Source organism: Acetobacter malorum, assembly GCF_001580615.1.
Taxonomy (GTDB): Bacteria; Pseudomonadota; Alphaproteobacteria; order Acetobacterales; family Acetobacteraceae; genus Acetobacter; species Acetobacter malorum.
This window is the reverse complement of record NZ_LHZC01000057.1, coordinates 325907-337840: the sequence shown is the minus strand read 5'-3', so window position 1 is coordinate 337840 and position 11934 is coordinate 325907. Positions and strand designations below refer to the sequence as shown.

At 60.4% G+C, this 11934-nt stretch carries 12 protein-coding genes and 1 tRNA gene; 7 read left to right on the top strand and 6 right to left on the bottom strand.

Annotated features, from left to right (window positions below):
- Positions 1-46 precede the first annotated feature (46 nt).
- The gene (locus AD930_RS17065; protein WP_061507189.1) at positions 47-622 is read left to right on the top strand and encodes a Smr/MutS family protein; all 576 of its coding nucleotides are present in this window, start codon (positions 47-49) and stop codon (positions 620-622) included.
- Here AD930_RS17065 and AD930_RS17060 read toward each other — a convergent pair.
- Both AD930_RS17060 and hemF read right to left on the bottom strand, forming a co-directional pair.
- Positions 587-1747 carry a hypothetical protein gene (locus AD930_RS17060; RefSeq protein ID WP_061490898.1) on the bottom strand — a complete coding sequence of 387 codons (1161 nt, stop codon included), beginning with the start codon at positions 1745-1747 and terminating at the stop codon, positions 587-589. The two genes, AD930_RS17065 and AD930_RS17060, sit on opposite strands and share 36 nt — an antisense overlap.
- A gap of 134 nt (positions 1748-1881) precedes the next feature.
- Positions 1882-2796: an oxygen-dependent coproporphyrinogen oxidase gene (gene hemF, locus AD930_RS17055; RefSeq protein ID WP_061507134.1), complete on the bottom strand. Its 915-nt coding sequence runs from the start codon at positions 2794-2796 to the stop codon at positions 1882-1884.
- Between the two features lie 65 nt (positions 2797-2861).
- On the opposite strand from hemF, the gene AD930_RS17050 reads away from it, so the two are divergent.
- From AD930_RS17050 to AD930_RS17035, 4 genes are all read left to right on the top strand, one after another.
- Positions 2862-4235 (top strand): cytochrome b, encoded by a 1374-nt coding sequence (locus AD930_RS17050; protein WP_244150643.1) that lies wholly within the window; start codon positions 2862-2864, stop codon positions 4233-4235.
- A gap of 125 nt (positions 4236-4360) precedes the next feature.
- Positions 4361-5125: a cytochrome c1 gene (locus tag AD930_RS17045; RefSeq protein WP_061507188.1), complete on the top strand. Its 765-nt coding sequence runs from the start codon at positions 4361-4363 to the stop codon at positions 5123-5125.
- A complete protein-coding gene (locus tag AD930_RS17040) occupies positions 5112-5996 on the top strand; it encodes an S-methyl-5'-thioadenosine phosphorylase (protein WP_043552134.1) in 885 nt (294 codons plus the stop codon). Before AD930_RS17045 ends, AD930_RS17040 begins: the two co-directional genes overlap by 14 nt.
- Before the next feature lie 81 nt (positions 5997-6077).
- Positions 6078-6890, top strand: a complete 813-nt coding sequence (locus AD930_RS17035) for an SDR family NAD(P)-dependent oxidoreductase (RefSeq protein WP_244150642.1) — start codon at positions 6078-6080, stop codon at positions 6888-6890.
- A gap of 229 nt (positions 6891-7119) precedes the next feature.
- Here the strand turns inward: AD930_RS17035 and AD930_RS17030 are convergent.
- Positions 7120-7205 (bottom strand) — tRNA-Tyr (locus tag AD930_RS17030).
- 165 nt (positions 7206-7370) lie between these two features.
- On the opposite strand from AD930_RS17030, the gene panB reads away from it, so the two are divergent.
- Positions 7371-8192 (top strand): 3-methyl-2-oxobutanoate hydroxymethyltransferase, encoded by an 822-nt coding sequence (gene panB, locus AD930_RS17025; RefSeq protein ID WP_061507133.1) that lies wholly within the window; start codon positions 7371-7373, stop codon positions 8190-8192.
- A gap of 253 nt (positions 8193-8445) precedes the next feature.
- Here the strand turns inward: panB and AD930_RS17020 are convergent, their stop codons facing one another.
- Positions 8446-9537, bottom strand: coding sequence for an NADH:flavin oxidoreductase/NADH oxidase (locus tag AD930_RS17020; protein WP_061507132.1), 1092 nt, complete (start codon positions 9535-9537; stop codon positions 8446-8448).
- 95 nt (positions 9538-9632) lie between these two features.
- Between AD930_RS17020 and AD930_RS17015 the strand changes: the two genes are divergently transcribed.
- Positions 9633-9962: an ArsR/SmtB family transcription factor gene (locus tag AD930_RS17015; RefSeq protein ID WP_061507131.1), complete on the top strand. Its 330-nt coding sequence runs from the start codon at positions 9633-9635 to the stop codon at positions 9960-9962.
- A 114-nt stretch (positions 9963-10076) separates the two neighbouring features.
- Here AD930_RS17015 and AD930_RS17010 read toward each other — a convergent pair whose 3' ends face one another.
- Both AD930_RS17010 and galE read right to left on the bottom strand, forming a co-directional pair.
- Complete coding sequence (locus AD930_RS17010; RefSeq protein ID WP_082781966.1) at positions 10077-10934, bottom strand: trypsin-like serine peptidase; 858 nt, start codon at positions 10932-10934, stop codon at positions 10077-10079.
- Positions 10924-11910, bottom strand: coding sequence for a UDP-glucose 4-epimerase GalE (gene galE, locus AD930_RS17005; protein ID WP_061507130.1), 987 nt, complete (start codon positions 11908-11910; stop codon positions 10924-10926). Before galE ends, AD930_RS17010 begins: the two co-directional genes overlap by 11 nt.
- Between the last annotated feature and the right edge of the window lie 24 nt (positions 11911-11934).

Below are 11934 nucleotides of genomic sequence, written 5' to 3'. Positions count from 1 at the left end.
GGTCAGGCGGCGTCATCTCCGGGAAGAAGAAAAGGCGCTGTGGTCCATGGTGATGCGGGACGTAGCGCCCATGCATGTGCCGCGTGCCGGCCTCTCCCCCAAGAATGCCACTGCAGAGGATCAGGCGACTGCGGCGGAAGAGGCCAAAGGCAAGCGTCTGGCCCTCGCCGCGCAGAAAAAGCAGCCCCGGCATAAAAGACGTTTAACCACGGTTGATATTCCCCTGTTTGTGCCAGCCGCCGTGCCACCTGTGCGGGTGCAGCATGTGGTGCAGCCGGTGGAGGAAATCGGGCGGCGTTCCCCCGGTGTTGATAATTACAGCTGGCGCACCTTTACCGATGGCAAGATGAAGGTTGAGCGGCGGCTCGACCTGCACGGTATGGTTGCGGAAGATGCGTTCCGTCGGCTCATGGAATTTATGGATGTCTCGTTTCGGTGCGGCCTGCGCTGCGTGGAAGTGGTGACAGGCCTTGGCACCGGGCAGGAAGGCGGCATCCTGCGGCGGGAACTGCCGCACTGGCTGGCCCGCGCGGATATGCGGCACCGGATTCTGGGCGTGACCTATCCCCATGCGGGGAATAAAGGGTCAGTCCGTATTCTGCTGCGTCGCCGTCGCCGGTAAGGGCCTGCCTGCAGGGGCATCCCGCCAGCGCGGAATATTAACAGACAGCCAGCGCCGCAGGGCCAGGATACGGTCCAGATCCGGCATCATATCCGCATAGAGTGCTGAGCAGGCGAGGCCCGCAATCAGGATCTGGTTTTGCTCTCGGGCGTGGGCGCGCAGGGCTGGCTGGCTGGCAGCGGCCTGTGCAGCATGCCGGAACCGGGCAACGAGATCCGGCGCAGACAGGTTGGGGAGCATCAGCCCGGCTTTCAGGCTGGCGGCTGAGGCCGCTGTTTTCCAGACGTCATAGAGCCGTCCCGTAGGCAGGCGCTTTCTTTCCTGCTTGAAAATTGTCGTAAAATCAGGCGGCAGACGCAGGCGCGGGGAGACCGAGGCAGGCAGCACGTTGGAGAACAGGGGCTGCGCGTTCGGCTCATCATCCTGCAGGGAGGCCATCCGCTCTTCATACTCTTCGTCAAACGGAAGCTGGATAACATCCACGGTGCCAGCCTTCAGCGCAGCGATGGCGGCGTCTGGTGTGCCGTAACCCGGCGCGGGCAGCGGGTGCATGCCCAAAAGGTCGAGCGCCACAAGGGTGGGCAGTTCCGGGCCCGAAATAGCAGAAACGGCTACTCGCAGGGGGCGGCCCTGCAAAAAGCCGGCAAAGCTGCGGTGCAGGCTGATTTTGCCAATGGTGACAGTTGGCTGGCAGCTCATAAAAACAGGGAGCCAGCGCTGGGCGTCATAATGCACGCGGGGGTCGCCCGTCAGCGCGGCAATCAGGCCGGAGCCGGGCACAATCAGGCCGGAGGGCGGGGTGGGCTGCTCCTGCTGGATGTCAAACAGATTGCCGCCGGTTACACCATCCCAGCCGGTGGTCAGGCGGAGGGGGAAGGGATCAGCATGATGCATCTCTTCCGCAAGGACCTGGGCCAGCAGGGCCGCCCACTGGCCACAGATACTCTCCGATGTGCCCCCCACAATCAGCGGGGACAGAGGCTGGGTATTGAGCGGCGTGGCAGAGCGTGCAGCGTGGCGCGGCAGCAGGGCCGAGACAGCGCCGCCCCATACCCCGCTCAGCAACAGGCGGCGGGAGAACAGTCTTGCGGAAGAGGAATGATCTGGCTGATCAGTGCGCGGCACGTGTGAAAAACCTCCCAGTCGTCGTATCTGTCTGAGCGTCCTTAAAGGGGCAGGGCCGGGAGACTCAGGGAGTGGAGTCTTGCCAGCCCAGCCAGACCGCACCAGCGATCTGCGGCAAAATTACGGTCGGGCTCTCAGGGCCACTTCACTTCCGGCGGCATGCTCATCAGAATTGCTTCCGTATGGCCGCCGGTTTTCAGGCCAAACAGCGTGCCACGGTCATGCAAAAGATTGAACTCCACATAGCGGCCACGGCGGATAAGCTGGGTGTCGCGCTGTTCCGGCGTCCAGGGTTGCATCATCCGGTCCCGGATAATTTCGGGATAGGTTTCTAAAAATCCGAGGCCGACATCTTTTGTGAAGGCAAAGTCCTGCGCGGTGTCTCCGCTATCCAGCCGGTCATAGAAAATGCCGCCCAGACCGCGCGGTTCGTTGCGGTGCGGCAGGTAGAAATATTTGTCACACCAGGCTTTGAAGCGCGGATAATACTCCGGGTCATGGCGAGCGCAGGCCTGCTCAAATCCGGCATGGAAGCGGGCGGCGTCATCAATCGCTTCCGCACTTTCAGGGAACATGGGGGTAATATCCCCACCGCCCCCAAACCAGCCCTGCGTGGTGATGATCATGCGGGTGTTGAAGTGCGCTGCAGGCACCAGCGGACTGCACATATGCGCCACAAGGCTGATGCCGGTTGCAAAAAAGCGCGGGTCTTCCGACGCACCGGGAATAGTGGCGGCAAATTCCGGGGAGAACGTGCCTTCCACGGTGGAAACATTCACGCCCACTTTTTCAAAAACGCGGCCCCGCATTACGCTCATCACGCCGCCACCGCCGGGAGAGCCGTCCTGATTCTGGCGGTTCCAGCTTTTGCGCTCAAACTGGCCTGCGGCTTCGTGCCCGGGCAGGATGGGCGTGTTCTGCTGCACGGCGTCCTGCTCTATCTGCTCAAAGGCAGCGCAGATCTTATCACGCAGGGTTTCAAACCACTCTTTAGCTTCCGCTTTCAGAGCTGTATGGGCGGGCACAGAATACGCTTTGGTGGGAGTCATAGCCGGGTCTTTTTTCCTCTCACGCGCGGATGGAGGCTCACCCGCGCCTGCTAAAGGCCTTAGAGGTGCGCCTTCCTGACGATCATTGCAAGATCATGCCGTTCATCGTTAAACACGACAACACTGTTCTGTACGGCGTTCGGGATGCGGTATCTGGAAGAGGTGAGGGGGAACGGATGGCAGGCACACCATCGTGTCAGGATCAGGCCTATCAGCCGCCAACGGGGCCGGTTTCGGTGCAACCCGTGCCGGAAACACCGGCTGCTTCCGTAGCGGGTGGTCCCGCTCAGACGCATACGGCCTATGAGTTTGTGCGGGAATATATGGCGTTTCTCCTGCCGCGAGACCTCAACGTGCTGTGGACCATTGGCGCCATGCTGGTGGCCGTTCTGGCCCTGATGCTGCTGAGCGGCCTGACACTGGCGCTCACCTATACGCCTGATGCCTCGCTGGCCTTTACTTCTGTCGAAACACTGGAGCGGCGCGTGCCTTTCGGCTGGCTTTTGCGCAGCATGCATATGACGGGGGCCACGTTCTTCATGGCTGCTCTCTATCTGCACGTGTTCCGGGGGCTGTGTTACGGCTCCTACCGTGCGCCGCGTCAGGGGCTGTGGGGTGTGGGCACAGTTCTGCTGATGATGGTGATGATCACTGCTTTTGCCGGGTACGTGCTGCCATGGGGCCAGATGTCCTATTGGGGTGCGGACGTGGCAGGCAAAGCCGTTGGCGCGATCCCGCTTGTGGGGAACATGCTGGAGCGCGTTTTTCTGGGCGGTGACGCGCCGGGCACGGCCACATTGCACCGGATGTTCGTGCTGCATTTCACGCTCTCTTTTGCCATTGTCGGCATGGTCATCCTGCATGTGGCGGTTCTGCATGCCCGCGGCAGCACCAGCCCATCCGGGCCTGTAGGGCAGAACCGGGCACGGATGCTGCCGTTCCATCCCTATTTTACCGTCAAGGATGGTCTGGGCGTGGTGGTGCTGGCCATTCTGTTCACGCTGGTGATGTGCTTCTGGTCGGGACTAGTGACCGAGGCGGAAAATTACCGTCCGGCCAATCCTCTGCACACGCCTGCGGACATTGAGCCGGAATGGTACTTCCTGCCGTTTTACGGCATGTTGCAGGCCGTGCCGTCCAAGTTTTTCGGGCTACTGGTGTCTGGCGGCGCGGTGGCCATCCTGTTGTTTGTGCCCTGGCTGGACCGGGGAGCATCCGCCACCTTTGTGGCTGGCCGGTGGGGCGGTCTGCGATGGCTCCCACGTGTGGCGCTGGCGGTGCTGGTCTGCTCCTTCGTGCTGGCCGGGCTTGCGGGGCGGCATCATGTGCAGGGCGTCTGGTTGCTGGTCGGGCGTTTGGCAACGCTGGGCTATTACCTCTATTTCCTCGGTTTTTTGCCGTTTTACAGTCGGCTGGCGCGTAAGGAGGCACGGTCTTGAAGGCGCGGATGTCTTTCCCGGTGCGGTCTCTCGCGGCTGGCCGTTGGGGTGGCTTGCGCAGGCTGCCGCCGGTTGCGCTCGGCGTGCTGGTTTGCTCTTTCGTGCCAGCTGGGCAGGGTGCGTTCATGGCCTCCGCGCAGGCTGCGCCTCCCCCGGGTGCTCCGGCTCATGCACCTGCACAAAACTGGTCTTTCAACGGGCCGTTAGGGCATTTTGATCTGGGCGCCGTGCAGCGCGGCTATGCGGTGTTTGCCGGAGTTTGCGCCTCCTGCCACAGCCTGACGCAGGTGCATTTTTCTGACCTTGGCGATATGGGGCTGACCCCGGAACAGGTAACGGCGCTTGCCGCCTCCTGGCAGGTTGCCGCAGGGCGGGATGCGGAAGGGCATCTCAAACACCGCAAAGCCACCCCGGATGATGCGTTGCCCCGGCCTTATGCGGACCCGGATGCCGCACGCGCCGCCAATCGTGGCGCGGTGCCGCCTGATCTGTCCCGCATTACACAGGTCTATCCTGGTGGGCCGGACCGTGTGTATGCGCTGCTGACGGGCTATACACCTGTAAAGGCTCCTGCCTCTGCCGCAGGGACTGATGCAGAGAGGCATCCTGCGCCTACGCCACCGGAAGCAGGCTTTGCCAACCCCTATGCCATTGGCCATCGCACAGCCATGCCGCCGCCGTTGCGGGATCATGCTGTGCTGTATGCGGATGGCACCCAGCCCACTGCGCAGCAGGAAGCGCGGGATGTCACAACCTTTCTGGCGTGGATTTCCAACCCGCATGCAGATGACAAACGCAGGCTGGGGGTTGGGGTTGGGCTCTATCTGTGTTTTCTCGCCTGTCTTCTTGTTATCCTGAAACGGAGAATCTGGTCTCATGTCTCAAAATGAAGTTGTGGAACCCGTCATCGGTCTTATTGGCGGGTCCGGCCTGTATGATATTGACGGGCTGGAAGAGAAGGAATGGCGGACTGTTGAAACCCCGTGGGGTCTGCCGTCTGACCAGCTTTTGTTTGGCAGACTGGATGGCGTGCGCTGCGTCTTCCTGCCGCGCCATGGCCGGGGCCACCCCATTCCGCCGTCTCGCCTGAATTACCGCGCCAATATTGCCGCGATGAAAATGTCTGGCGTGACGGACATTGTCTCGCTCTCTGCCGTCGGGTCTTTGAAAGAAGAGCTGCCGCCGGGGCATTTTGTGATTGTTGATCAGTTTATTGACCGCACCATCTGGCGGGAAAAAAGCTTTTTTGACACGGGCTGCGTGGCCCATATCTCTATGGCGGACCCGCTGTGCGCCCGTATTGGTGACGTGCTGGAAGCCCAGACCAAAGCGCTGAATATTGAGGCGACCCGTGGCGGCACGTATCTGGTGATGGAAGGCCCGCAGTTTTCCACCCGTGCGGAAAGCAACCTCTATCGCTCATGGGGTTGCTCCGTGATTGGCATGACCAACATGCCGGAAGCGACTTTGGCGCGGGAAGCCGAGATTTGCTACGCAACCGTCGCCATGGTGACGGATTATGACTGCTGGCACGAAGACCACGACAATGTGACGGTGGAGGGTGTGGTGAAAACCATGCAGGGCAACTCCGCCAAAGCCAAAGCGCTGGTGAAAGCAGTGATTCCTGCCCTCGGCCAGCCGCGCGGCCTGTGTTCTGCCGGGTGTGACAGAGCGCTGGAATACGCCCTGATTACCGCCCCGGAAGCGCGGGACCCTGCGCTTATCAGCAAGCTGAAGGTGGTAGCCGGGCGCGTACTGTAAGGCTGGTAACCAGGTAGCCTCTCTTGCACGTCTCACCAAAAAGGGCGAATGCTAGCCAAAAGAATGGATGGCTTTGCTCTCGTGACGACTTCTGAACATCTTCGCTCTTCAACCCGCCCGCTGGCCCTTGTAACCGGAGCCGCGGGTGGCATTGGTGTGCCGCTTGTCAGCCGTCTGGTGGCGGCAGGCTATCATGTTCTGGCGCTTAGCCGGAGCGGGGGCGAGGAACAGCCATTTGTCACGCCGATACCGTGCGACCTGACGAAGCCTGAGCAGATTGAACAGGTTGTGGCGCAGATTGCCGCACTCGACCGCCGCGTGCAGGTGCTGGTGCATTCTGCCGGGGTGATTGTGCCGCAGCGCATGGGCGGCGGGGATACCGCCGCTGTCTCCTGCCAGCTGGCCGTCAATCTTGAAGCTCCCATTCTCCTGACCATGAAGCTGCTGCCGCATATCCCTTCTGGCGGGCATGTGGTGTTTATCAACTCCATGGCGGCTCTCGTGCCGCTGGAGGGGAGCAGCATCTACACGGCCAGCAAGTTTGGGCTGCGTGGCTTCGCGCTTTCTCTGGCGCAGGATGTGCGCAAACGCGGCATCCATGTCTCGTCCGTTTTTCCGGGGGCGGTCGATACGCCCATGCTCAAGCGCGAGATTGATAACGGGGGCTCACCGCTCAACTTCGTCACGGCCCCCGCCACGGCAGACGGCATAGCAGCTATTGTGATGGGCCTGCTGCGCCGCCCGCGTGCGGAGGTGTTCTGCCCCAGCTCAGACGGCATTCTGGCACAGTTGATGCTGATGATGCCCCGCGTCTGGCGGCTGATCCTGCCAATACTGCTCAAAAAAGGCCGCAAGGGCCTGCGGAAGTATCTGGATGGGCAGGGGCGATGCTGAGGCAGTAATCCTGAGAGTTCGTTTCTCTGATGCCGTGTTTTGAGGTTTTGTGACAGAGGGGATGGGATTAGAACCCACTGTGCAGAATGCTGCATGGGGACACAGTTGCATGCTGCCGCTTTCAGAGCGTGTACACGCAAAATTGCCCCACAGATAAAATCTGTAGAGTAAACGCAGCACAATTCGTATTTACGAAGTGCTAAGCAGATATTTTTATTTTCAGGAAAAATGGTGGAGGAGGTTGGATTCGAACCAACGTAGGCGTACGCCAGCGGATTTACAGTCCGCCCCCTTTAGCCACTCGGGCACTCCTCCGGGGTTGTTGAGGGAGGAATTAGAGGTCAGGCGGCCTGTTGTCAACACTCTGTTTTCATTCTCTTTCCGTATTCAGGAAAAAACTTTGCAGGCGATGGGTGGACAGGGGTGCCATCAGGCGTGAAAGGTGCCGCTCAGCAGCTTTTTTGAGCAGGAGAAACAGTCTTGAGCAAACATGTGACAGCCAGACGGCACACCCCGCGGTCCCTCGCGGCGTTAGACGCCCCCATTGTCGCGCTGACGGCCTACACCACTCCCATGGCCCGCCTGATGGACCCGCATTGTGACCTCCTGCTGGTGGGGGATTCTCTGGGCATGGTGGTCTATGGCATGGACTCCACGCTGGCCGTTACGCCGGAGATGATGATTGCGCATGGGCAGGCCGTGGTGCGCGGGAGCCAAAACGCCTGTGTGGCGATCGATCTGCCATTTGGCAGCTACCAGCAGAGCCCGCAGCAGGCCTTTGCCGTTTCTGCCGAGATCATGGCGAAGACAGGCGCTGGTTGCGTCAAGCTGGAAGGCGGCGTGGAAATGGCTGAAACCGTCCACTTCCTTACCCAGCGCGGTATCCCGGTCATCGGCCATATCGGCCTTAAGCCGCAGTCTGTGCACACGCATGGAGGCTTTCGCACCGTAGGGCGCGGGAGTGAGGCTGAGCAGGTGATGCAGGATGCAAAAGCGATTGAGGAAGCCGGGGCTTTTTCCGTTCTGATTGAAAGCACAATGGAACCGCTGGCGCGTGAGATTTCAGAAACGCTCTCCGTGCCGACAATCGGCATTGGGGCCTCTCCGGCCTGCGGTGGGCAGATTCTTGTCGGGGAAGACATGCTTGGGCTTTTCTCTGATTTCACTCCGCGTTTTGTCAAACGCTTTGCCGCTATTGGTGAACAGGTGGACAAAGCCGTGGCAGAGTATGCTGAAGCCGTGCGCAACCGCAGTTTTCCTGGGCCGGAGCAGTGCGTTGGAATGCTGAAAAAGGACTCCTGAAAAACCATTCAGGAGTAAGCCGTTTTTCGCAGAGTTTCTAAGGCGCTGTTTTGAAAATTCAGGCAGTGGGGTTTCTGAGGTATTTTAAATCTGAGTGAGAGATTTTTAAAATATCCTCAGATTATCTGACTTTATCTGAGAGAGCGTAGCGCGTGGCTCCGCTCTCTCAGCGCTTTTACAAAGTAGTCGCATCCGCAAGGAACTCCTCCCTGCTGTCCTTGATCGGGACAAACAGAGAGGGCACTGGCAGGCTTTACTGGTAACGGTTCAGCCACCAGCCATACGGCGGGGGCAGAACGCCAGCGGGCTGCTTTTTATGCACGGCACGCGCCGCAGCGTAGGGCCAGTGCGGGTCAGCCAGCAGAGGGCGGCCAAGAGCCACGGTATCCAGCGTGCCGGTGCGGATCAGCGCATCTGCCTGTCGTCCTTCGCTGATATACCAGGAGGTGGAAACGGGCAGGCCGGTTTCCTGTTTGATCTGCTGTGCGTAGGGCGCCATGAACGCCGCACCCCACGGGATCTGACCATTCGGGGTGGAAAAGCCGATGCTCACATCCAGAAAATCCAGCCCGGACTCTTTGAGTTTTTTAAGCAGGGCGACGGAATCCCGCAGGTTTTCATCGTCATGGCCGTCAAATTCAATCACACCAAATCGAATGGTCAGCGGCAGGTTTTCCGGCCAGACTTTCCGCACGGCCTCCAGTGTTTCCACCAGAAAACGACCACGGTTTTCAGCAGAGCCGCCATACTGGTCCGTGCGTTTGTTGGCGTCCGGGGAGAAGAAGCTCTGCGCCAGATAGCCGTGCGCAAAATGCAGCATCAGCCACTGGAAGCCTGCATCCCGGGCGCGTTCCACGGCTTTGACAAAGTCCGCTTTCACGCGGGCAATATCATCAAGCGTCATTTCCGTCGGCGTGCGGGGCAGGTTGGCACCAAACGGAATGGCGGAGGGACCAATGGGCTGCCAGGCGCGCGGGTCGCCTTCAGGAATGTGGTCGTCTCCTTCCCACGGCAGATTGGCGCTTGCCTTGCGGCCTGCGTGCGCAATCTGAATGCCCGGCACAGCGCCAGCCTTGCGGATGGACTCCACAATCGGGGCGAAAGCCGCAGCCTGTTCATCATTCCACAGGCCGAGGCAGCCCGGGGTGATGCGGCCTTCCGGAGAAACACCCGTTGCTTCCACCACCACCAGACCAGAGCCACCACGGGCAAGGCCGGCGTAATGCACCTGGTGCCAGTCATTCGGCACGCCATCCTGCGCCATATACTGGCACATGGGGGCAACGGTAATACGGTTGCGTAAGGTGACGTCTTTTAAGGTATAGGGGTCAAAGAGAGTTGGCATGGGTGAGGCCCTTTTTCAAAATGAAGCGGGTGAGCGAATAGTTCGACAATAGTCGAACTATCATCGTGCGCAAGGGCAAAGGGCAGGAAAAACGTATGAAGCAGTATGAGCATCCACCAGCAGAGGCGTTCCGGTTAACGGCTATCCTGCATGCGCTGTCTGACCCGTATCGGCTGTCCATTGTGCAGAAACTCTCGGTTTTGCAGCCGCAACCCTGTGCTCCGTTGCAGGGAGGCAGGCCGAAATCCTCCGTCTCTCACCATTTTAGCGTGCTGCGAAAAGCAGGGCTGGTGCGGACTGTGGTGGTGGGCGTGAACCACATGAACAGCCTGCGGGATGCCGAGCTGGAAGCGCGATTCCCCGGTTTGCTCAAAACGATTCTGGATGCTGCGGCGCGGAGTGAAGGACTGCCTGCGCAGGACTAACAGGAGCACAGACGCCCTGCGGTCCCAGAAATGGTGCGTGCGGAGGCTGTGAAAAAGCGTGTTGGCCACCGTAAGGTAAAATGCAGGATGGCGTGTTGCGCTGGGAGGAAACCGCTATTGCGGATCTTCCGACGTGCCGCTGCGGCTATTTAAAAGCGGCACAGCCTGACCGCCTGCATGGGCGCCGCTCGCCAGAACCTGCACTCCAAGCACATGCCAGCCAGAGGCGTCCTGATAGAGCAGGGGGGCGCCACTGCTGCCGTGCGTGCCCGCACAATCATGCGAGAACAGAGGATTGCCGCCTCTGTCGTGCGTCAGGCCGGTCATATGGCAATGCAAATCCGCCGTGATGACGTCCGGCATGTTTTGCTCGTAGCCTCCCAGCACAACCGCCATACCGGGTTCGATAGCGTCAGGAGTGGTGCTGACGTGAAAGACCTCATCCGGGCGGGCAACCGGGTGATCCAGCACCAGTGTGGCGTGGTCCAGCCCGGCACTCAGGCTTTCTTGATTGGGAGAATAACCGGGAGGCACAATAAAGCGGACAACGCGGGCATGGGCCGTGAATTTATCGCCACTATAGGCGCGCAGAAAATGCACGCTGGTGGGCTGAACAAAACGTTGAGGCTGCGTGAGCCAGAGGCAATGCGCTGCGGTTTCCACCAGCACAGGGCTGATGAGAAAGCCGGTGCAGCGGGAGCCAAGCTCTGTCTGCACCCGGCCAATGGCTGACCACGGGGCCTGCGTGGTGGAGACGCGCTGTCTGGGGTCCGCAAACGGCGTGACCCCGGCCAGATGGGTGCGGTAGTCCGGCCCTTCTGCATAAGCAGGCAGACCGGGGAACAGCAGAGACATGGCTGCCCCGGCTGTTACATATGCGGCGACCCCAAACCCCGTAGCCAAAGCCCTGCGTAATGGCTCCGAACAGACGTTACGCAGGGTAGAGGTAAAGTGTTGCGGCTTAGTCTGCATAACCCTGCGGGTGGTCTTTGCGCCATGCAAAGGCAGTTTCCACAATCCGGTCGATATCCGTGAATTCCGGAGCCCAGCCGGTGGCGGCCATCAGGCGCTTGGGGCTGGCGACCAGACACGGCGGGTCACCGGGGCGACGGTCACCGGCCTGCCAGGGCACTTCAAGCCCGGTCACGCGGGCAACGCTTTCGATAATCTCGCGGTTGGAATTGCCGCGCCCGGTGCCGACGTTAAACGTCACGCTCTTCTCGTTCAGCAGGGGCAGAACGGCCAGATGCGCGCGGGCCAGATCCGTGACATGCACATAGTCACGGATACAGGTGCCGTCTGCCGTCGGGTAATCCTGCCCGAACAGGGTCAGAGCCGCGCGGCGCTTGAGGGCGGCATCAATCACCAGCGGGATCAGATGCGTTTCGGGGCGATGGTCTTCCCCTGCACGGCCAGCAGGGTCAGCCCCGGCGGCGTTGAAGTAGCGCAGGCAGGCGCTCTTCAGCCCATGGATACGGTCGGCCCAGTACAGGGCGCGTTCCACCATGTATTTGCTCTCACCATACGGGGAGCCGGGGTCAACAGGTGTATCTTCGCTGATCGGTTCATCCCCCGCAGAGCCAAACAGCGCTGCGGTGGAGGAGAACACAAACCGTTTGATGCCGTGGCGCACGCAGGCATCAATTAGCCCGAAGCCGATGCCCGCATTGGCGGACATATACAGCATCGGGTCCTGCATGCTTTCACCCACCAGAGAGAGGGCGGCAAAATGCAGGACGCCATCCCACGGGCCATCGGCCAGAACGCGGTTCAGGCACTCCAGATCCGCCAGATCTCCATGGATGAACGTTGCCGCATCCGGCACGGCTGAGCGATGGCCCGTGCGCAGGCTGTCGAACACCACAACGTCATGCCCATCATCCAGAAGGGCCAGGACAACGTGGCTGCCAACATATCCGGCGCCACCAGTAACAAGAAAACGAGCCATAAAAGCCGATACTCATATCCATTT